General features: G+C 66.6%; 9 protein-coding genes, 1 tRNA gene and 3 rRNA genes. 12 read left to right on the plus strand and 1 reads right to left on the minus strand.

Annotated elements, in window-relative coordinates:
• The first annotated feature begins 18 nt into the window (after positions 1-18).
• The 5 genes from GQF42_RS31355 to GQF42_RS31375 all read left to right on the plus strand — a co-directional run bounded on the left by GQF42_RS31355 (position 19) and on the right by GQF42_RS31375 (position 6,109).
• Positions 19-1,544, plus strand: a 16S ribosomal RNA gene (locus tag GQF42_RS31355).
• Positions 1,545-1,859: 315 nt separating this feature from the next.
• Positions 1,860-4,963: ribosomal RNA gene (locus GQF42_RS31360) — 23S ribosomal RNA — on the plus strand.
• Positions 4,964-5,056: 93 nt separating this feature from the next.
• A 5S ribosomal RNA gene (gene rrf, locus GQF42_RS31365) occupies positions 5,057-5,173 on the plus strand.
• The 16S, 23S and 5S rRNA genes sit together here, the layout of an rRNA operon.
• 116 nt (positions 5,174-5,289) lie before the next feature.
• Positions 5,290-5,952: a DegT/DnrJ/EryC1/StrS family aminotransferase gene (locus GQF42_RS31370; RefSeq protein ID WP_158930795.1), complete on the plus strand. Its 663-nt coding sequence runs from the start codon at positions 5,290-5,292 to the stop codon at positions 5,950-5,952.
• A gap of 84 nt (positions 5,953-6,036) precedes the next feature.
• Positions 6,037-6,109 (plus strand) — tRNA-Thr (locus GQF42_RS31375).
• Between the two features lie 64 nt (positions 6,110-6,173).
• Here the strand turns inward: GQF42_RS31375 and GQF42_RS31380 are convergent.
• Positions 6,174-8,933, minus strand: coding sequence for a SpoIIE family protein phosphatase (locus GQF42_RS31380; RefSeq protein ID WP_158925470.1), 2,760 nt, complete (start codon positions 8,931-8,933; stop codon positions 6,174-6,176).
• Positions 8,934-9,344: 411 nt separating this feature from the next.
• Between GQF42_RS31380 and GQF42_RS31390 the strand changes: the two genes are divergently transcribed.
• The 7 genes from GQF42_RS31390 (at position 9,345) to GQF42_RS31420 (ending at position 22,676) form a co-directional block, all read left to right on the plus strand.
• Positions 9,345-14,804, plus strand: coding sequence for a HAMP domain-containing protein (locus GQF42_RS31390; protein ID WP_158925472.1), 5,460 nt, complete (start codon positions 9,345-9,347; stop codon positions 14,802-14,804).
• Between the two features lie 302 nt (positions 14,805-15,106).
• Positions 15,107-15,787 carry a response regulator gene (locus tag GQF42_RS31395; RefSeq protein ID WP_053666336.1) on the plus strand — a complete coding sequence of 227 codons (681 nt, stop codon included), beginning with the start codon at positions 15,107-15,109 and terminating at the stop codon, positions 15,785-15,787.
• Between the two features lie 124 nt (positions 15,788-15,911).
• Positions 15,912-18,686: a DNA translocase FtsK gene (locus GQF42_RS31400; RefSeq protein WP_199272864.1), complete on the plus strand. Its 2,775-nt coding sequence runs from the start codon at positions 15,912-15,914 to the stop codon at positions 18,684-18,686.
• A gap of 279 nt (positions 18,687-18,965) precedes the next feature.
• Positions 18,966-19,805 (plus strand): helix-turn-helix domain-containing protein, encoded by an 840-nt coding sequence (locus tag GQF42_RS31405; protein ID WP_158925476.1) that lies wholly within the window; start codon positions 18,966-18,968, stop codon positions 19,803-19,805.
• 95 nt (positions 19,806-19,900) lie between these two features.
• Positions 19,901-21,373 carry a 30S ribosomal protein S12 methylthiotransferase RimO gene (gene rimO, locus GQF42_RS31410; protein ID WP_158925478.1) on the plus strand — a complete coding sequence of 491 codons (1,473 nt, stop codon included), beginning with the start codon at positions 19,901-19,903 and terminating at the stop codon, positions 21,371-21,373.
• Positions 21,370-22,134, plus strand: a complete 765-nt coding sequence (gene pgsA / locus GQF42_RS31415) for a CDP-diacylglycerol--glycerol-3-phosphate 3-phosphatidyltransferase (RefSeq protein WP_158925480.1) — start codon at positions 21,370-21,372, stop codon at positions 22,132-22,134. The genes rimO and pgsA overlap by 4 nt, the downstream gene beginning before the upstream one ends.
• Positions 22,131-22,676, plus strand: a complete 546-nt coding sequence (locus tag GQF42_RS31420; RefSeq protein ID WP_158925482.1) for a CinA family protein — start codon at positions 22,131-22,133, stop codon at positions 22,674-22,676. Before pgsA ends, GQF42_RS31420 begins: the two co-directional genes overlap by 4 nt.
• Positions 22,677-22,710 lie beyond the last annotated feature (34 nt).

A 22,710-nucleotide genomic window follows, 5' to 3' on the forward strand; every position in this document is an offset into this window, starting at 1 on the left:
TTTCCGGCCGAGTAAACATTCACGGAGAGTTTGATCCTGGCTCAGGACGAACGCTGGCGGCGTGCTTAACACATGCAAGTCGAACGATGAAGCCCTTCGGGGTGGATTAGTGGCGAACGGGTGAGTAACACGTGGGCAATCTGCCCTTCACTCTGGGACAAGCCCTGGAAACGGGGTCTAATACCGGATACGAGCCTCCAAGGCATCTTGGAGGTTGGAAAGCTCCGGCGGTGAAGGATGAGCCCGCGGCCTATCAGCTTGTTGGTGAGGTAATGGCTCACCAAGGCGACGACGGGTAGCCGGCCTGAGAGGGCGACCGGCCACACTGGGACTGAGACACGGCCCAGACTCCTACGGGAGGCAGCAGTGGGGAATATTGCACAATGGGCGAAAGCCTGATGCAGCGACGCCGCGTGAGGGATGACGGCCTTCGGGTTGTAAACCTCTTTCAGCAGGGAAGAAGCGAGAGTGACGGTACCTGCAGAAGAAGCGCCGGCTAACTACGTGCCAGCAGCCGCGGTAATACGTAGGGCGCAAGCGTTGTCCGGAATTATTGGGCGTAAAGAGCTCGTAGGCGGCTTGTCACGTCGATTGTGAAAGCTCGGGGCTTAACCCCGAGTCTGCAGTCGATACGGGCTAGCTAGAGTGTGGTAGGGGAGATCGGAATTCCTGGTGTAGCGGTGAAATGCGCAGATATCAGGAGGAACACCGGTGGCGAAGGCGGATCTCTGGGCCATTACTGACGCTGAGGAGCGAAAGCGTGGGGAGCGAACAGGATTAGATACCCTGGTAGTCCACGCCGTAAACGGTGGGAACTAGGTGTTGGCGACATTCCACGTCGTCGGTGCCGCAGCTAACGCATTAAGTTCCCCGCCTGGGGAGTACGGCCGCAAGGCTAAAACTCAAAGGAATTGACGGGGGCCCGCACAAGCGGCGGAGCATGTGGCTTAATTCGACGCAACGCGAAGAACCTTACCAAGGCTTGACATACACCGGAAAGCATTAGAGATAGTGCCCCCCTTGTGGTCGGTGTACAGGTGGTGCATGGCTGTCGTCAGCTCGTGTCGTGAGATGTTGGGTTAAGTCCCGCAACGAGCGCAACCCTTGTTCTGTGTTGCCAGCATGCCCTTCGGGGTGATGGGGACTCACAGGAGACCGCCGGGGTCAACTCGGAGGAAGGTGGGGACGACGTCAAGTCATCATGCCCCTTATGTCTTGGGCTGCACACGTGCTACAATGGCCGGTACAATGAGCTGCGATACCGTGAGGTGGAGCGAATCTCAAAAAGCCGGTCTCAGTTCGGATTGGGGTCTGCAACTCGACCCCATGAAGTCGGAGTCGCTAGTAATCGCAGATCAGCATTGCTGCGGTGAATACGTTCCCGGGCCTTGTACACACCGCCCGTCACGTCACGAAAGTCGGTAACACCCGAAGCCGGTGGCCCAACCCCTTGTGGGAGGGAGCTGTCGAAGGTGGGACTGGCGATTGGGACGAAGTCGTAACAAGGTAGCCGTACCGGAAGGTGCGGCTGGATCACCTCCTTTCTAAGGAGCACTTCTTACCAACTCCGGTTGGTCAGAGGCCAGTACATCGGCGAATGTCCGATGCTGGTTGCTCATGGGTGGAACGTTGACTATTCGGTCCAGACCTCGGGTCGGGGGCTGCTAGTACTGCTCGTCAGAGCGTGGAACGCATGATCTCCGGACGGGAGTGGGCCGGGCACGCTGTTGGGTGTCTGAGGGCACGGCCGTATGGTCTGTCTCTCGGTCGCCGGCCCCAGTGAACTCACCGGTTTGTCTGGTGGGGTGATGGGTGGCTGGTCGTTGTTTGAGAACTGCACAGTGGACGCGAGCATCTGTGGCCAAGTTTTTAAGGGCGCACGGTGGATGCCTTGGCACCAGGAACCGATGAAGGACGTGGGAGGCCACGATAGTCCCCGGGGAGTCGTCAACCAGGCTTTGATCCGGGGGTTTCCGAATGGGGAAACCCGGCAGTCGTCATGGGCTGTCACCCGCTGCTGAACACATAGGCAGTGTGGAGGGAACGAGGGGAAGTGAAACATCTCAGTACCCTCAGGAAGAGAAAACAACCGTGATTCCGGGAGTAGTGGCGAGCGAAACCGGATGAGGCCAAACCGTATGCGTGTGAGACCCGGCAGGGGTTGCGTATACGGGGTTGTGGGATCTCTCTTCTGTTGTCTGCCGGCGACAGGACGAGTCAGAAACCGTTGATGTAGGCGAAGGACATGCGAAAGGTCCGGCGTAGAGGGTAAGACCCCCGTAGTCGAAACATCAGCGGCTCGTTTGAGAGACACCCAAGTAGCACGGGGCCCGAGAAATCCCGTGTGAATCTGGCGGGACCACCCGCTAAGCCTAAATATTCCCTGGTGACCGATAGCGGATAGTACCGTGAGGGAATGGTGAAAAGTACCCCGGGAGGGGAGTGAAATAGTACCTGAAACCGTGTGCCTACAAGCCGTGGGAGCACTTTGGTGTGACTGCGTGCCTTTTGAAGAATGAGCCTGCGAGTTTGCGGTGTGTTGCGAGGTTAACCCGTGTGGGGAAGCCGTAGCGAAAGCGAGTCCGAATAGGGCGTTTCAGTAGCACGCTCAAGACCCGAAGCGGAGTGATCTAGCCATGGGCAGGTTGAAGCGGAGGTAAGACTTCGTGGAGGACCGAACCCACCAGGGTTGAAAACCTGGGGGATGACCTGTGGTTAGGGGTGAAAGGCCAATCAAACTCCGTGATAGCTGGTTCTCCCCGAAATGCATTTAGGTGCAGCGTCGTGTGTTTCTTGCCGGAGGTAGAGCACTGGATAGGCGATGGGCCCTACCGGGTTACTGACCTTAGCCAAACTCCGAATGCCGGTAAGTGAGAGCGCGGCAGTGAGACTGTGGGGGATAAGCTCCATGGTCGAGAGGGAAACAGCCCAGAGCATCGACTAAGGCCCCTAAGCGTACGCTAAGTGGGAAAGGATGTGGAGTCGCACAGACAACCAGGAGGTTGGCTTAGAAGCAGCCACCCTTGAAAGAGTGCGTAATAGCTCACTGGTCTAGTGATTCCGCGCCGACAATGTAGCGGGGCTCAAGCGTACCGCCGAAGTCGTGTCATTGACATATATAGCCCCAACGGGTGTGTTGATGGGTAGGGGAGCGTCGTCTGCCGGGTGAAGCGGCACTGGAAGGTAGTCGTGGACGGTTGACGAGTGAGAATGCAGGCATGAGTAGCGATTCACACGTGAGAAACGTGTGCGCCGATTGACTAAGGGTTCCTGGGTCAAGCTGATCTGCCCAGGGTAAGTCGGGACCTAAGGCGAGGCCGACAGGCGTAGTCGATGGATAACCGGTTGATATTCCGGTACCCGCTGTGAAGCGTCAAACATCGAGCATCGTGATGCTAAGGCCGTGAAGCCGCCCTGATCTCTTCGGAGTTGAGGGGAGTGGTGGAGCCGCCGGACCAAGCGGTTAGTAGGTGAGTGATGGGGTGACGCAGGAAGGTAGTCCATCCCGGGCGGTGGTTGTCCCGGGGTAAGGGTGTAGGCCGCAAGGTAGGCAAATCCGCCTTGCATACGGCTGAGACCTGATGCCGAGCCGATTGTGGTGAAGTGGATGATCCTATGCTGTCGAGAAAAGCCTCTAGCGAGTTTCATGGCGGCCCGTACCCTAAACCGACTCAGGTGGTCAGGTAGAGAATACCGAGGCGTTCGGGTGAACTATGGTTAAGGAACTCGGCAAAATGCCCCCGTAACTTCGGGAGAAGGGGGGCCACGCCTGGTGAGAACACTTGCTGTTCGAGCTGGGGGTGGCCGCAGAGACCAGCGAGAAGCGACTGTTTACTAAAAACACAGGTCCGTGCGAAGCCGTAAGGCGATGTATACGGACTGACGCCTGCCCGGTGCTGGAACGTTAAGGGGACCGGTTAGCTTGGATTCGTCCAGGCGAAGCTGAGAACTTAAGCGCCAGTAAACGGCGGTGGTAACTATAACCATCCTAAGGTAGCGAAATTCCTTGTCGGGTAAGTTCCGACCTGCACGAATGGCGTAACGACTTCTCGACTGTCTCAACCATAGGCCCGGTGAAATTGCACTACGAGTAAAGATGCTCGTTTCGCGCAGCAGGACGGAAAGACCCCGGGACCTTTACTACAGTTTGATATTGGTGTTCGGTTCGGCTTGTGTAGGATAGCTGGGAGACTTTGAAGCAGGCACGCCAGTGTTTGTGGAGTCGTCGTTGAAATACCAGTCTGGTCGTGCTGGATGTCTAACCTGGGTCCGTGATCCGGATCAGGGACAGTGTCTGATGGGTAGTTTAACTGGGGCGGTTGCCTCCTAAAGAGTAACGGAGGCGCCCAAAGGTTCCCTCAGCCTGGTTGGCAATCAGGTGTTGAGTGTAAGTGCACAAGGGAGCTTGACTGTGAGACCGACGGGTCGAGCAGGGACGAAAGTCGGGACTAGTGATCCGGCGGTGGCTTGTGGAAGCGCCGTCGCTCAACGGATAAAAGGTACCCCGGGGATAACAGGCTGATCTTCCCCAAGAGTCCATATCGACGGGATGGTTTGGCACCTCGATGTCGGCTCGTCGCATCCTGGGGCTGGAGTCGGTCCCAAGGGTTGGGCTGTTCGCCCATTAAAGCGGTACGCGAGCTGGGTTTAGAACGTCGTGAGACAGTTCGGTCCCTATCCGCTGTGCGCGTAGGAGTCTTGAGAAGGGCTGTCCCTAGTACGAGAGGACCGGGACGGACGAACCTCTGGTGTGCCAGTTGTTCTGCCAAGGGCATGGCTGGTTGGCTACGTTCGGGAGGGATAACCGCTGAAAGCATCTAAGCGGGAAGCCTGCTTCGAGATGAGGACTCCCACCCACTTGATGGGGTAAGGCTCCCAGTAGACGACTGGGTTGATAGGCCGGATCTGGAAGCCAGGTAACTGGTGGAGGTGACCGGTACTAATAGGCCGAGGGCTTGTCCTCAGTTGCTCGCGTCCACTGTGTTGGTTCTGAAACCACGAACAGCCCCACGTTTCACAGAGCGTGGTGTGGCATGGTTCGACAGTTTCATAGTGTTTCGGTGGTCATAGCGTGAGGGAAACGCCCGGTTACATTCCGAACCCGGAAGCTAAGCCTCACAGCGCCGATGGTACTGCAGGGGGGACCCTGTGGGAGAGTAGGACGCCGCCGAACAATTCTTCTGAAAAGGTCGGATCCTGAACTTCGGTTCGGGGTCCGACCTTTTTACGTTCTCCTTAACGTGTCGTTCACGTTGCGCGCCGAGCATCCCACACATGGGTACTGCTGCAATGCTCAGGGCCGCCGGCGTCGGAGTCGGTGACGAGGTCGTCGTGCCGGCCTTCGGGAACAGCGAAGTCGCCGAGGCCGTGACCCTGGCCGGTGCGCTCCCGGTGTTCGCCGACATAGACCCGGTGACCTACTGCCTCGCCCCCGGCGCTGTCGAGGCAGCCGTAACTGCCCGTACTGCCGCGGTCATTGCCGTGCACCGCTTCGGACGGCGGGCGGACATCGGGCGGTTGCACGCGCTGGGCCAGCGGGAGGGGCTGCTGGTGCTGGAGCAGGGCGAGTCCGAGGCGCCGCACGACGAGATAGCGCAGCGCAGGGAGCGGGCCGCGTACCTCGACGCCAAGCTCAAGGGCGTACGCACGCCGGACGGCGGGGACGGGCACACGTACCAGCAGTACGTGGTGCGCGTGCCGGGGAACGGCCGCCCGGACCGGGACGCCTTCGCACGAGCCCTGCGGGCCAGGGGAGTCGAGTGCCGGGTGCCGGTGAAGACGCCGGTGCACCGGTTGCCGGAGTTCCGCCGGTGCGTGTCGCTGCCCGAGACCGAGCTGGCCGCTGACGAGACACTCGCACTGCCCGTCGACGCCACGCTCACCAAGCGGGAGATGCAGCGCATCGTCTCCGCCTGCAACGCGCTCGGGGGACTGCTCCAGCCAGCCTTCTGACCGGCGCCCGAACGAATTTGGGAACCCGGCCCAGTTCGGGGTACAGTTTCTTCGTCGCCGCGAGGGAAACCTCAAGAACGACAGGCCCCCATAGCTCAGTCGGCAGAGCGTCTCCATGGTAAGGAGAAGGTCAACGGTTCGATTCCGTTTGGGGGCTCCGACAGAAAGGCCTCACCCTCTCGGGTGGGGCCTTTCTCATTTCTCCTTTTTCTCCGCCGGTTTCAGGCGTCCTGGTGGATTCCCGGGACCCGCATGGCCAGAATCGCCATGTCGTCCGACGGGGCGTCGGATGCGAAGCGTTCCACCGCGCGCATGATGCGTGCCGCGACCGCGCCCGCCGTCAGACCCGTGCACGTCGTGAGAACGTCGGCAAGGCCGTCGTCGCCCAGCATGCGCGTGCCCTCACGGCGTTCGGTGACGCCGTCCGTGACACAGAGCAGCACATCGCCCGGGTCGAGAGTGACCGTCTCCTCGTACAGCTCCAGGTCCTCGATGACACCCAGCAGCGGCTGGGGTTCGGCCGCCGCCGTCACCGTGCCGTCCTGGCGCAGGCGCAGCGGGAGCGGGTGGCCGGCGCAGACCACCTTCAGCTCGGCGCTGCCGTCCTCCTGGGGGCGCATCTCGCCGTACAGGAGGGTCAGGAAGCGGCTGCGGTCGCCCTCGTCCAGGATGGCCGAGTTGAGACGCTCCAGGACCGCCGGGCCGGAGAGGCCCTCGCGGGCCAGCAGGCGCAGCGCGTGCCGGGCGAGGCCGGTGACCGCCGCCGCGTTGGGGCCCGTACCGCAGACGTCGCCGATGGCGAAGCCGTAGGCGCCGTTGCCGATCGGGAAGAGGTCGTAGAAGTCACCGCCGACCTCGTTGCCCTCGCCGGCCGCGCGGTAGATGACCTCCACCTCGACGCCGTCGATGTGCGGGGTGCCGGGCGGCAGGAGACTGCGCTGCAGGGCCTGGCTGATGGCCGTGCGCTCGGAGTACAGGCGGGCGTTGTCCAGGGCGAGTGCGGCCCGGCGGGACAGGTCCTCGGCCAGTTCCAGGATCTCCTGGCGGAAGTGCTCGTCGGTGGGCTTGCCGAGGACGAGCATGCCGATGACGCGGTTGCGGGCGACCAGCGGCAGGACGACGATCTCGCCGCCGACCGCGGAGGCAGTGGCGAGCGTCGGGCCGATGCCCTGGGAGATCCGGTGCGTGGGGCCGCCGGACAGGCCGAGGGTGCGCATGGAGGTGCGCAGCGCCGCCTGGTGGGCCACCTCGCCGGGGACGGTCCACACGCGGGCGCCGGGGGTCGGCACCGGGTCGGGCGGGGCGATCTTCGACAGCAACGACTTGATGCCGTCGATGAGTTCCTCGTCCTCGTGCAGGACGTACGACAGGTAGGGATCCGAAGCCTGGTCGGCGATCGTGTAGACGGCGCACCAGGTGGCCAGGGTCGGGACCGTCATCTGAGCCATCAGGGCCAGGGTCTGGTCGCGGTCCAGCGTGCCGGCCAGCAGGTCGGAGGCTTCGACGAGGAAGCTGAGGGAGCCGCGGCGCAGGCGTTCCAGTTCACCGAGGCGGGCCGATTCGACGGCGAGCGCGATGCGGTCGGCGGCGAACTGCAGACGCAGCGCCTCCTCGTTGGAGTACCGGCCGGCTCCCTCGGCCGCGACGCCGAGCGAGCCGGTGAGGCGGCCCTCGACCTTCAGCGGGACCGTGACGACCGAGCGCATGCCGGTACCGGACAGGAGTGGTACGGCGCCGGGCACGGCCGTCAGGTCGTCGTGGACGGCGGGCATGCGCGCGGAGCCGTAGCGGCCGGGGCCCGCTTCGACGGGCACGCGCGCGAAGCGCTGGCGGGCGGAGGGCAGCCCGGTGGAGGCGCGTACCTCCAGCTCGGTCTCGTCGTCGGTGGCGAGCAGCAGGAAGGCGGAGTCGCCGTCGAGCATGTCGCGGGCGCGTTCCACCGTGCGCTGCAGTAGGCCGTCGAGGTCGTCCGGGGCGGGGGAGCCGATGAACACCTCGAACGGGTCGGCGCTCTGGCCGTCGGAGGACTGGCTCTGGTCGCCGGCCGGGACGCGCGGCGGCGTCTGGAGTACGGCGCGCTCGTGGTCCCGTACCAGGAGACAGACCGTGGACGGTTCGCCGCCGGTGTCGCGGACCCTGAGGTGAGAGGCGTAGACCGGGGCCACGCGGCCGTCGGCGCCGCGGATGCCGTAGCTGCCCTCCCAGCGGGAGAGCTGGAGGGCCTCGGCGACGCCGGTGCTGGTGCCGGGGGTGTGCGGCCAGGCCGCGAGTTCGGTGAGCGTTCTGCCGATGACCTCGGGCGGGGCGTAGCCGAAGAGTTCCTCGGCGTCCTCGTTCCAGGCGGTGATGGATCCCTTGCGGTCGACCTGGAGGACGGCGACCCGGACCCGGCCGTCGGCCAGCGGGAGCAGCTCGGTGGGCAGCGACGGGCCGGCCGTGCGGGTACCTACCGGGCGCTGGGGGAGGTTGAGCTGAAACCAGACGTTCTTGTGGGTGGGGGTGTAGTCCACACCCCAGCGGGCGGCCAGGGCCGCGCACAGCTGGAGGCCACGACCCCCTTCGCGGTCGGGGCTGCCCATGGTGGCGGCGGCACCCTGGAGGGGGACCTCGCGCTCGGGGTAGCGGTCGGAGACCTCGATGCGTACGCCGTCGTCGGCGCGCAGGCACAGCACGTCCGCATGTGTGCCCGCGTGCACCACTGCGTTGGTCACCAGTTCGCTGGTGAGGACGACGGCGTCGTCGACGATGTCGGCGAAGCCCCAGCCCTGGAGGGTGTCGCGGACGAAGGACCGGGCGGTCGCGACCGACCGCCCGACGGGCTCGAAGGTGGCGGCCGCGCGCGCGGTGATCACAGAACTCCTCGGCCGGTTGTCGACGTGCAGGGCTGCGTGACCGGCCGGCTCGCTCCGCTGGTGCGGCATCGGCTTGCCGGTCGGCTGTGGCTCCGGGGGCTGTCCCCCGGGGATGACTCCGGTGGTCATGTTGTCTGCGGCCGCCCCTCCGATGCCCGCTCGTTCTCGTGCCACCGCCCAGACCGGTCGGACCGGTGCGGCTGGACAGCCGCATGCAAGGTTACTTACCTTCGCCGTCCGAGTTGATGCCGGTCGACGGTGTTTACCCCTCACGGTGTGCGGGCGATGTGCGAAGCTGCCGAACTGTTATGGCCTGGTACGGCCTGGGTGAAACACTGGGCAAGATTCTGATGAAGGTCGGGTCAGGTTGGGTGTGTTCCGTGCACGGCGGGCAGCAGCCTCTGGTGTGGCCGGATCTCGTCTGGCACAAATACGCAGCAGTAACGGGTACGCGGAAGCATCAGGTATGCCGATGACCGGCACGCTGAGCCGAAGTGGCAGAGCACGGCAGTAGCGGTCTACCCCTCCGGGAGGGACACAGTGGAGTCTGGCGCGGCGACGCGTGGCACGAAGACGCGCGCGAAAGGCGGACCGTCCCTGGGCAGGAACGGCGGCACCACCACGGTGGACACGGCTGCCCTGAACCGGCTGCTGGCAGCTCTCGTCTCGATGCGTGACGGGAACTTCCGCAAGCGGCTCACGGTGTCCGGGGACGGCGTGATGTCGGAGATCGCGGCCGTCTTCAACGAGGTCGCCGACCGGAACATGCATCTGACCGGTGAGCTGTCCCGGGTACGGCGCATGGTGGGACGTGAGGGAAAACTCACGGAACGGCTGGAGACGGGTGCCTGCGAGGGCTCCTGGGCGACCGCCATCGACGCTTCCAACGCGCTGGTCGACGATCTCGTCTGGCCGGTGTCGGAGGTCAGCCGGGTGCTGACGGCGGTGGCCGAGGGCGATCTGTCGCCGCGGATGGAGCTGCGGACACAGGCGCCGGACGACGGGACCGGGCATCCGCTGCGGGGCGAGTTCCTGAAGGTCGGCCGTACGGTCAACAACCTGGTGGACCAGCTGTCGACGTTCACCGACGAGGTCACGCGTGTGGCCAGTGAGGTCGGCACGGAGGGCAAGCTCGGCGGGCAGGCCCGGGTGCGCGGTATGTCGGGTTCCTGGAAGGACCTGACCGAGTCCGTCAACACCATGGCGAACCGGCTGACCGCACAGGTGCGTGACATCGCGCTGGTGACGACGGCGGTCGCGCGCGGTGATCTGTCCCGCAAGGTCACCGTCCACGTCGCGGGCGAGATGCTCGAGCTGAAGAACACCGTCAACACGATGGTGGAGCAGCTGTCGTCCTTCTCCGTCGAGGTGACCCGTGTCGCCCGTGAGGTGGGCACCGAGGGCATCCTGGGCGGCCAGGCGCAGGTGCCCGGGGTGGCCGGCGTGTGGAAGGAGCTGACCGACTCCGTCAACACGATGGCGGGCAACCTGACCGCGCAGGTACGAGGGATCTCGCAGGTCACGACGGCTGTGGCCAATGGTGATCTGTCGCAGAAGGTGACGGTTCCGGCGCGTGGCGAGGTCGCGCAGCTGGCCGAGACGATCAACCAGATGACCGAGACGCTGCGGATCTTCGCGGACGAGGTCACGCGGGTGGCGAACGAGGTCGGTGCGGAGGGACGGCTCGGCGGGCAGGCGAACGTGCCGGGCGCGGCCGGTACGTGGAAGGACCTGACGGATTCGGTCAACACGGTCTTCCGGAACCTGACGACGCAGGTGCGTGACATCGCCGCCGTGACGACCGCCGTGGCCAGCGGTGATCTGTCGCAGAAGGTCACCGTGGACGTGGCCGGCGAGATGCTGGAGCTGAAGAACACCGTCAACGGGATGGTGGACCAGCTGTCGGCGTTCGGTGCCGAGGTGACCCGGGTGGCGCGGGAGATCGGTGTCGAGGGCGAGCTGGGCGGTCAGGCGCAGGTGCCGGGCGCGGCCGGCGCCTGGAAGGACCTCACCGACTCCGTCAACACCGCATTTCGCAACCTGACCGGTCAGGTGCGCAACATCGCCCAGGTGACGACGGCGGTGGCAAACGGCGACCTCTCGCAGAAGGTCACCGTCGACGTCTCAGGCGAGATGCTCAAGCTGAAGAACACCGTGAACACCATGGTTGATCAGCTGTCGAGCTTCGCCGACCAGGTCACGCGGATGGCCAGGGACGTGGGCACGGAGGGCCGCCTCGGCGGGCAGGCCCGGGTGGACGGCGTGTCGGGCACGTGGAAGGAGCTGACGGATTCCGTCAACTTCATGGCCGGCAACCTGACCTCGCAGGTGCGGCAGATCGCCCAGGTGACGACGGCCGTGGCGCGTGGTGACCTGTCCCAGAAGATCGACGTTGACGCGCGCGGCGAGATCCTTGAGCTGAAGAACACGATCAACACGATGGTTGATCAGCTGTCGGCCTTTGCCGACCAGGTGACCCGGGTGGCCCGGGACGTGGGCACCGAGGGCCGCCTCGGCGGTCAGGCGCAGGTGCCGGGTGTGGCCGGTGTGTGGCGGGACCTGACCGACTCGGTGAACGGCATGGCCGGCAACCTCACCGCCCAGGTGCGCAACATCGCCCAGGTCGCCACCGCGGTGGCGCGCGGTGACCTCTCCCAGAAGATCACCGTGGACGCCCGCGGGGAGATCCTGGAGCTGAAGAACACCCTGAACACGATGGTCGACCAGCTGTCGTCGTTCGCCCAGGAGGTCACTCGGGTGGCCCGTGAGGTGGGTACGGAGGGCATCCTCGGCGGCCAGGCCGAGGTGCAGGGTGTCTCCGGCACCTGGAAGGACCTCACGCAGTCCGTGAACTTCATGGCGAACAACCTGACGATCCAGGTGCGCAACATCGCCGAGGTCACGACCGCGGTCGCCAAGGGCGACCTGTCCAAGAAGATCACTGTTGACGCCAAGGGCGAGATCCTTGAGCTGGTCACGACGGTCAACACCATGGTTGATCAACTGTCCAGCTTCGCCGAGCAGGTGACCCGGGTGGCGCGCGAGGTGGGCACCCAGGGCATTCTGGGCGGCCAGGCGAACGTGCCGGGTGTCACGGGCATCTGGAAGGACCTCAGCAACAACGTGAACCTCATGGCCAACAACCTGACCATGCAGGTGCGGAACATCTCCCAGGTCGCCTCGGCCGTCGCCAACGGCGACCTGACGCGTCAGGTCACCATCGAGGCGAGCGGTGAGGTGGCCCAGCTCGCGGACACCATCAACACGATGGTGAAGACGCTGAGTTCGTTCGCGGACCAGGTCACCAAGGTGGCCCGCGAGGTGGGCACGGACGGCATCCTCGGCGGTCAGGCGCACGTGCCGGGTGTGGCCGGTACGTGGAAGGACCTCACCGAGTCCGTGAACGGCATGGCCTCCAACCTGACCGGTCAGGTGCGCAACATCGCCATGGTCACCACGGCCATCGCCAAGGGTGACCTGACGAAGAAGATCGACATTGACGCGCGCGGTGAGATCCTTGAGCTGAAGACGACGATCAACACGATGGTTGATCAGCTCTCAAGCTTTGCCGAAGAGGTCACGCGCGTCGCGCGCGAGGTGGGTACCGAGGGACAGCTGGGCGGCCAGGCACGCGTGCGTGACGTCGACGGCACCTGGCGGGACCTGACCGAGTCGGTGAACGAGATGGCCGGGAACCTGACCCGGCAGGTGCGTGCCATCGCGCGCGTGGCGACCGCGGTGACCCGTGGCGACCTGAACCTGAAGATCGACGTGGACGCGTCCGGCGAGATCCAGGAACTGCAGGACTACATCAACAAGATGATCGCCAACCTGCGTGACACCACGATCGCCAACAAGGAGCAGGACTGGCTCAAGGGCAACCTGGCCCGTATCTCCGCGCTGATGCAGGGCCGTCGCGACCTGGAGGACGTCGCCTCGCTGATCATGAGCGAGCTGACGCCGGTGGTGTCCGCCCAGCACGGCGCGTTCTTCCTGGCCATGCCGATGGTCGAGGGCAAGGGCCTGGGCAACGGCGAGGACAACTACGAGCTGCGGATGCTGGGCTCGTACGGCTACTCGATGGGTTCCATGCCGACGTCTTTCCGGCCCGGTGAGGCGCTGGTGGGCACGGCTGCCCAGGAGAAGCGCACGATCCTGGTCGAGAACGCGCCCAGTGGCTATCTGAGGATCTCCTCCGGGCTCGGCGAGGCCCCGCCCGCCCAGGTGATCGTGCTGCCGGTGCTCTTCGAGGGCAAGGTGCTCGGGGTGATCGAGCTGGCCTCCTTCACGCCGTTCACGCAGATCCAGAAGGACTTCCTCAACCAGATCGCCGAGATGATCGCGACCAGCGTCAACACCATCTCGGTCAACACCAAGACCGAGCTGCTGCTCAAGCAGTCGCAGGAGCTGACCGAGCAACTGCGCGAGCGGTCCGCCGAGTTGGAGAACCGGCAGAGGGCGCTGCAGGCCTCCAACGCCGAACTGGAGGAGAAGGCCGAGCTGCTGGCCCGGCAGAACCGTGACATCGAGGTGAAGAACACCGAGATCGAGGAGGCCCGGCAGGTGCTCGAGGAGCGGGCCGAGCAACTCGCGGTGTCGATGCGCTACAAGAGCGAGTTCCTCGCCAACATGTCGCACGAGCTGCGCACCCCGCTCAACTCGCTGCTGATCCTGGCGAAGCTGCTCGCCGACAACGCCGAGGGTAATCTCTCGCCGAAGCAGGTGGAGTTCGCCGAGACCATCCACGGCGCCGGCTCCGACCTGCTGCAGCTGATCAACGACATCCTCGACCTGTCGAAGGTCGAGGCAGGCAAGATGGACGTCTCCCCGACGCGTATCGCGCTCGTCCAGCTCGTGGACTACGTGGAGGCCACCTTCCGGCCGCTGACCGCGGAGAAGGGCCTGGACCTGTCCGTACGGGTCTCTCCGGAGCTGCCCGCCACCCTGCACACCGACGAACAGCGGCTGCTGCAGGTGCTGCGCAACCTGCTGTCGAACGCGGTGAAGTTCACCGACTCCGGCTCGGTGGAGCTGGTTATCAGGCCGGCCGGTGGGGACGTCCCGGTGGGCATCCGGGAGCAGTTGCTGGAGACCGGTTCGCTGACCGATCCGGACGCGCCGCTGATCGCGTTCTCGGTGACGGACACGGGCATCGGCATCGCGGCCAGCAAGATGCGGGTGATCTTCGAGGCGTTCAAGCAGGCGGACGGCACGACCAGTCGCAAGTACGGCGGTACCGGCCTCGGCCTGTCGATCTCCCGGGAGATCGCACAGCTGCTCGGTGGCGAGATCCACGCGCAGAGCGAGCCGGGCCGCGGTTCGACGTTCACGCTCTACCTGCCGGTGCACGCGAGCGAACTGCCGCCGCAGGGCTACCAGCAGCCCGTGCCCCAGCTGGAGGCCGGTGAACTGCTCGCCTCCGAGGCGCGGCAGTCCATGGAGCTGTCCGCCGTGGAGGTCGAGACCCCGGCCGAGGTGAAGTCGTACCGGGAGACGCAGAACGGCCCCGCGGCGCTCTTCCGGCGCCGGCGCCGCAGCCTGCCGCAGGGCGAGCCGCGGTCCGAGCAGTGGACGGCGGCCCCCGAGCAGGACAGTTCGGCGCACCTCGCGCGCGGGGTGCGGTTCGGCGGGGAGAAGGTGCTGATCGTCGACGACGACATCCGCAACGTCTTCGCGCTGACCAGCGTGCTGGAGCAGCACGGGCTGTCGGTGCTGTACGCCGAGAACGGCCGTGAGGGCATCGAGGTGCTGGAGCAGCACGACGACGTGGCGGTCGTGCTGATGGACATCATGATGCCGGAGATGGACGGCTACGCGACGACCACGGCGATCCGCAGGATGCCGCAGTTCGCCGGGCTGCCGATCATCGCGCTGACGGCGAAGGCGATGAAGGGCGACCGGGAGAAGGCGATCGAGTCGGGCGCCTCGGACTATGTGACCAAGCCGGTCGACCCGGATCATCTGCTGGCCGTGATGCAGCAGTGGATGGGCGGGGAGTGACGGCCGCGGCACGCCGGGATGATGTGAACACCCGGGGAACCTCCGGCGGGCGTCGGGAGTTGCCCATGTGAGATGGCTGCGAACGTACGATTCAAGGGGCGCTGCGCACGTATGGGAATGCGGTATTCCGGGAACCATCAGGTCTCCTGCGGCGTTTCCGCTACGTGCACAGTGACATCGCGGTGACAGGGTGTGGCGACGGGCGGGGTGCGGCTACGATGACCGGCACAAGGACGGGCGGCGAAAGGGAGTCGTCCCCTGGGGCGGCGCCCGGTGTACCGCCGGGGCGAGGAGGGCGGGCCATGGTGCAGAAGGCCAAGATCCTCCTGGTCGATGACCGGCCGGAGAATCTGCTGGCGCTGGAGGCGATCCTCTCGGCGCTCGATCAGACGCTGGTGCGGGCATCGTCCGGGGAGGAAGCGCTCAAGGCACTGCTCACGGACGATTTCGCGGTCATTCTGCTGGATGTCCAGATGCCGGGCATGGACGGTTTCGAGACCGCCGCGCACATCAAGCGGCGCGAGCGGACCCGGGACATCCCGATCATTTTCCTCACGGCGATCAACCACGGCCCGCATCACACCTTCCGCGGCTACGCGGCGGGCGCGGTGGACTACATCTCCAAGCCGTTCGACCCGTGGGTGCTGCGTGCGAAGGTCTCGGTCTTCGTCGAGCTGTACATGAAGAACTGCCAGCTGCGCGAGCAGGCGGCTCTGCTGCGGCTGCAGTTGGAGGGCGGCGGCAAGGGCGCGGTCGGCGGCAAGGAGTCGGCCGGGCTGCTCGCCGAGCTGTCCGCGCGGCTCGCGGCGGTCGAGGAGCAGGCCGAGGCGCTGTCCAAGCAGCTGGACGACGATTCGGCGGACGCGGCCGCGGTGGCCACGGCGGCCCATCTGGAGCGCAAACTCACCGGGTTGCGCCGCGCGCTGGACGCCCTGGAGCCGGGCGCCGGGGCCGGTGGTTCGTCGGTGCCGGCGCAGAACTGACCTACGGCCGTGTGACGGTTGCCCATGAGTGGGCGTCAGTTCCGGGTCCCCGCAAGGGCGACACGAACGGGTGAAGCTGTGGGCACACGTGTCCGCTGTCGTCTCCCCCGGTAACCTCACACACATGGCCTCACGTCCCTCCGCAGCCAAGAAGCAGCCCGCGAAGAAGGCGGCGGCTCCCGCGAAGGCTCCGGCGAGGAAGGCCGCAGCGAAGAAGGCGCCCGCCAAGAAGGCACCCGCCAAGAAGGCACCGGCGAAGAAGGCCGCGCCGCCCAAGCCGGCACCCAGCCCCACCGGGGGCGTGTACCGGCTGGTGCGCGCCCTCTGGCTCGGCCTCGCGCACGCCGTCGGTGCCGTCTTCCGCGGCATAGGGCAGGGCGCGAGGAACCTCGACCCGGCCCACCGCAAGGACGGCATCGCCCTGCTCCTGTTCGGCATCGCGCTGATCGTCGCCGCCGGTACCTGGGCCGACCTCAAGGGCCCGGTCGGCGACCTCGTGCAGATCCTCGTCACCGGCGCCTTCGGCCGGCTCGACCTGCTGGTCCCGATCCTGCTCGCGGTGATCGCCGTACGGTTCGTCCGGCACCCGGAGCAGCCGGAGGCCAACGGGCGGATCGTGATCGGTCTGTCCGCGCTCGTCATCGGCGTGCTCGGGCAGGTCCACATCGCCTGCGGCTCGCCCGCGCGCAGCGACGGCATGCAGGCGATAAGGGATGCCGGCGGCCTCATCGGCTGGGCGGCGGCGACCCCGCTGACGTACACCATGACCGACGTGCTCGCCGTACCCCTGCTGGTGCTGCTGACGATCTTCGGTCTGCTCGTGGTGACCGCGACGCCGGTCAATGCCATCCCGCAGCGGCTGCGGGCGCTCGGCATGCGCCTGGGCGTCCTGCACGACCACGAGGCCGCGGAGAGCACCGAGGACGACGAGCGCTACGACGAGCAGTGGCGCGAGGCGCTGCCCGCGCGCCCTCGCAGGCGTTCGAGCGACCCCCGGGCGTACGACCCCGGCAGCGCCGAGGAAGAGGCCCTCTCGCAGCGCCGCGGCCGTCCCAGGCGCTCCGCGGTGCCCCAGCCGGACCCGCAGCGCCAGATGGACGCCGTGGACGTCGCTGCGGCGGCCGCCGCAGCGCTGGACGGCGCGGTGCTGCACGGCATGCCGCCGTCCCCGCTGGTCGCCGACCTCACCCAGGGAGTCGGCATCGGCGGGCGTGAAGAGACCACCCCGGTGCCGACGCCCACCCCCGAGCCTCCTCTCGGCGCCGAGCCCGAGCCCGAGCCGGCTCCCGTGCCCTCGCCGGTGCCGGCCGCGCGCCCCAAGCAGGAGAAGCTCACGACGGGGATCGTCCCCGACCTCACCAAGAAGGCCCCCGAGGAGCCCCGGGACCTGCCCCCGCGCGCGGAGCAGCTCCAGCTCTCCGGGGACATCACCTACTCGCTGCCGTCGTTGGACCTGCTCACCCGCGGCGGTCCCGGCAAGGCGCGCAGCGAGGCCAACGACGCGGTCGTCGCCTCGCTCACCCAGGTCTTCACCGAGTTCAAGGTCGACGCGTCCGTCACCGGCTTCACCCGCGGCCCGACGGTCACCCGCTACGAGGTCGAACTCGGCCCCGCCGTGAAGGTCGAGCGGATCACCGCGCTGACCAAGAACATCGCGTACGCGGTCGCCAGCCCGGACGTGCGGATCATCAGCCCCATCCCCGGCAAGTCGGCGGTGGGCATCGAGATCCCCAACACCGACCGGGAGATGGTCAACCTCGGCGACGTACTGCGGCTCGCGGAGTCCGCCGAGGACGACGACCCGATGCTGGTCGCCTTCGGCAAGGACGTCGAGGGCGGGTACGTGATGCACTCGCTGGCGAAGATGCCGCACATGCTGGTCGCCGGCGCCACCGGCTCCGGCAAGTCGTCCTGTATCAACTGCCTGATCACCTCGGTGATGATGCGGGCGACCCCGGAGGACGTCCGGCTGATCCTGGTCGACCCCAAGCGCGTCGAGCTGACCGCGTACGAGGGCATCCCGCACCTGATCACCCCGATCATCACCAACCCCAAGCGGGCCGCCGAGGCGCTGCAGTGGGTCGTGCGCGAGATGGACCTGCGCTACGACGACCTCGCGGCCTACGGCTACCGGCACATCGACGACTTCAACCAGGCCGTCCGCGACGGCAAGGTCAAGCCCCCGGAGGGCAGCGAGCGCGAGCTGCAGCCGTACCCGTATCTGTTGGTGATCGTCGACGAGCTGGCCGACCTGATGATGGTCGCCCCGCGCGACGTCGAGGACTCGATCGTGCGCATCACACAGCTCGCGCGCGCGGCCGGTATCCACCTGGTGCTCGCCACCCAGCGGCCCTCGGTCGACGTGGTCACCGGTCTGATCAAGGCCAACGTGCCCTCCCGCCTCGCCTTCGCCACCTCCTCGCTCGCCGACTCCCGGGTCATCCTGGACCAGCCCGGCGCCGAGAAGCTGATCGGCAAGGGAGACGGCCTGTTCCTGCCGATGGGGGCGAACAAGCCCACCCGTATGCAGGGCGCGTTCGTCACCGAGGCCGAGGTCGCTGCCGTCGTACAGCACTGCAAGGACCAGATGGCGCCGGTCTTCCGGGACGACGTCACGGTGGGCACCAAGCAGAAGAAGGAGATCGACGAGGACATCGGCGACGACCTCGACCTGCTGTGCCAGGCGGCCGAACTGGTCGTCTCCACCCAGTTCGGGTCGACCTCCATGCTCCAGCGCAAGCTGCGCGTCGGCTTCGCCAAGGCCGGGCGGCTCATGGACCTGATGGAGTCCCGCAACATCGTGGGACCGAGCGAGGGCTCCAAGGCACGTGACGTTCTTGTGAAACCTGACGAGCTGGACGGCGTGCTCGCGTTGATCCGCGGGGAGTCTGACGGGTAGGGCGAAGAGCCGTCCGGCGGACGCCGGGTACGCCGGGTGGCATCGTCGCCGTGATCCACCCGTTAGAGATCGGCGAGCAACCGTTTCCCTCCGTCGTACGTCCAGTTGAGCGAAAGGACAGTTGGGCGTCCCACCATGGGGTACCTGCCTGTCGAACTATAGGAATGTCCGGCCATTCCTATGGTGTACAAAGTCCCGCCGCCCGGTTGCCCCACCCTTTCGTACCCCCCCTAGACTGAGCTTCCAGCACAGGTGGCTATACGCTCGAAAGGCGCCCCCGTGTCCATCGGCAACTCCCCTGAAGACGAGCGTCCGTTCTCAGACGAGTCCCAGGAAGCCCGTGTCTCCGTGGGCCGCGCGCTGCAGCAGGCGCGGATCGCGGCCGGGCTCACCGTGGACGACGTCAGCAGTGCCACTCGTGTCCGTATCGCCATCGTGCACGCCATCGAGGCGGACGATTTCGACCCCTGCGGCGGTGACGTGTACGCGCGCGGGCACATCCGTACGCTGGCCAGGGCCGTCCACGTCGACCCCGCGCCCCTGATCGCCCAGTACGACGCCGAGCACGGCGGTCGTCCCGCGCCCACCCCGGCGGCGCCGCTCTTCGAGGCGGAGCGGATCCGCCCCGAGCGGCGCGGGCCGAACTGGACCGCGGCCATGGTCGCCGCGATCGTCGTCGTGATCGGTTTCGTCGGATTCACCGCGCTCAAGAGCGGCCACGGCGGAAACGACTCCAAGGCGCAGGTCGCCGAGGGCGCGACCTCGACCACCAAGTCCGCCTCGCCCTCGCCGACGAAGGCCAAGCCCGCCTCGCCCAGCACCGCGCCCTCCGACAGCGCCATCGCCGCGGCTCCCCAGGACAAGGTGACCGTCCAGGTCAGTGCCCCGAACGGGCGCAGCTGGATCTCGGCCAAGGACCACAACGGCCGGATGCTGTACGACGGGCTGCTGAAGAAGGGCGAGTCCAAGACCTTCCAGGACAGCTCCAAGATCAACCTGATCCTCGGTGACGCCGGCGCGATCGAGCTGTACGTCAACGGCAAGAAGATCGACGACAACTTCCAGCAGGGTCAGGTGGAGCGCCTCACCTACACGAAGGGCGACCCGGTGGCGGGCTGACCGGCCCCTCGGGGAGCGCATGTGTGACGGGGTCGGCCAAGATCGGCCAACCCCGTCGACGTGGGCTGTCAGTGAGACAAAGTAGTCTTGAGCCCATGCCTGAACGCCGTACCGTCGCACTCGTCACTCTCGGCTGCGCTCGTAACGAGGTGGACTCCGAAGAGCTCGCAGGCCGTTTGGAGGCGGACGGCTGGCAGCTCGTCGAGGACGCCGCCGACGCCGATGTCGCCGTGGTCAACACCTGTGGCTTCGTCGAGGCCGCCAAGAAGGACTCGGTCGACGCCCTCCTCGAGGCCAACGATCTCAAGGACCACGGAAGAACCCAGGCCGTGGTGGCGGTGGGCTGCATGGCCGAGCGGTACGGCAAGGAGCTGGCCGAGGCGCTGCCCGAGGCCGACGGCGTACTCGGCTTCGACGACTACGCGGACATCTCCGACCGCCTGCAGACCATCCTGTCCGGCGGCATCCACGCCTCCCACACCCCGCGCGACCGCCGCAAGCTGCTGCCGATCAGCCCGGCCGAGCGGCAGGAATCGGCCGCCGCCGTCGCACTGCCAGGCCATGGCCCGGCCGACCTCCCGGAGGGTGTCGCGCCCGCCTCCGGCCCGCGCGCGCCGCTGCGCCGACGCCTGGACGGAGCCCCGGTCGCCTCGGTCAAGCTCGCCTCCGGCTGCGACCGCCGCTGCTCCTTCTGCGCCATCCCCTCCTTCCGCGGCTCTTTCATCTCACGCCGTCCGAGCGATGTGCTGAACGAGACGCGCTGGCTGGCCGAACAGGGCGTGAAGGAGATCATGCTGGTCTCCGAGAACAACACCTCCTACGGCAAGGACCTGGGCGACATCCGCCTGCTGGAGTCCCTGCTGCCGGAGCTGGCCGAGGTCGACGGCATCGAGCGGGTGCGGGTGAGCTACCTCCAGCCCGCCGAGATGCGTCCCGGCCTGATCGACGTGCTGACCGCCACCCCGAAGGTCGTCCCGTACTTCGACCTGTCCTTCCAGCACTCCGCGCCCGACGTGCTGCGCGCCATGCGCCGCTTCGGCGACACCGACCGCTTCCTGGAGCTGCTCGACACGATCCGCTCCAAGGCGCCCGAGGCCGGTGTGCGCTCCAACTTCATCGTCGGCTTCCCCGGTGAGAGCGAGGCCGACCTGGCCGAGCTGGAGCGCTTCCTGACCGGCGCGCGCCTGGACGCCATCGGTGTCTTCGGCTACTCCGACGAGGAGGGCACGGAGGCGGCGTCGTACGAGAACAAGCTGGACGAGGACGTCGTGGCCGAGCGCTTGGCACGGGTGTCCCGGCTGGCCGAGGAACTCGTCTCGCAGCGTGCCGAGGAGCGCGTCGGGCAGACCGTGCACGTCCTGGTCGAGTCCGTCGACGAGGAAGAGGGCGTGTACGGCCGCGCCGCGCACCAGGCTCCGGAGACCGACGGCCAGGTGCTGCTCACGAGCGGCGAAGGCCTGAGCGTCGGACGTATGGTCGAGGCGAAGGTGGTCGGTACGGAGGGTGTCGACCTGGTGGCCGAGCCGCTGGGCGGCTCGCCCGCGTGTAGCGAGGAGGCGGGCAGATGACCGGAGTCCCGGCGTCCGCAGCGGGCGGCTCCTCCGGCGCGCACGGCGCGCGTGGTTCCGCCGCCGCTTCCGACGGCGCCCGGTCCGAGGTCTCCGGTTCCGCTCCAGACGCGGGCAACGGCAGTGGTGGCAAGCCCCCGCGCGGCGGGAAGATCACTGCCGCGGCCGTCAACCAGGCCAGCGTCTGGAACGTCGCCAATCTGCTGACGATGCTGCGGCTGGTCCTGGTGCCCGGCTTCGTGGCGCTGATGCTGACGAACGGCGGCTACGACCCGGCCTGGCGCTCGCTGGCCTGGGCGGCCTTCGCCATCGCCATGATCACCGACCTGTTCGACGGGCACCTGGCGCGTACCTACAACCTGGTCACCGACTTCGGGAAGATCGCCGACCCCATCGCCGACAAGGCGATCATGGGGGCGGCGCTCATCTGTCTGTCGGCGCTGGGCGATCTGCCGTGGTGGGTCACGGCGGTGATCCTCGGCCGGGAAATCGGTATCACGCTGCTGCGCTTTCTGGTCATTCGCTACGGTGTGATCCCCGCGAGCCGGGGCGGAAAGCTCAAGACGCTCACCCAGGGCGTGGCCGTCGGGATGTATGTCCTGGCACTGACGGGGTGGCTGGCCACTCTGCGGTTCTGGGTGATGGCTGTGGCGGTCGTCCTCACCGTCGTCACCGGCCTCGACTACGTAAGACAGGCCATTGTGCTGCGCCGCCGGGGAATCGCCGAGCGCGCGGCGGCGTTGGAGGATGAGGAAGCGTGAGTTCCACGGCCACCGAACTGGTGCGACTACTGAGTGTGAGGGGCGAGACGCTCGCCGTCGCCGAGTCGCTCACCGGTGGTCTGGTGGCGGCGGAGATCACGGAAGTCCCCGGAGCGTCCAAGGTGTTCCGAGGCTCGGTGACCGCCTACGCCACGGAACTCAAGCACGAGCTGCTGGGCGTCGACGCAGCGCTGCTGGCGCGACAGGGAGCGGTGGATCCGCAGGTCGCGGCCCAGATGGCGGCCGGAGTACGCAAGGCTCTGGGTGCCGACTGGGGCATAGCGACCACCGGGGTCGCCGGTCCCGACCCGCAGGACGGCAAGCCTGTCGGGACGGTGTTCGTGGCCGTCGACGGGCCGTTCACCGACCGCTCTGCTTCCGCCGGTGGCGGAAAAGTGAAGGCTCTGCGGTTGAACGGCAGCCGTGCGGAAATCCGTATGGAGAGTGTACGGAGCGTACTCGCAAGTCTCCTGGAGCAGCTTGCGGGCGAACAGACCGGGAATGAGCGGGCACAGGATACGGAACAGAACGGGGGGTTTTGATGTTTGCAGCCCTGAGTGAACACGACATCGCTCC

The organism is Streptomyces broussonetiae (assembly GCF_009796285.1).
Lineage (GTDB): Bacteria > Actinomycetota > Actinomycetes > Streptomycetales > Streptomycetaceae > Streptomyces > Streptomyces broussonetiae.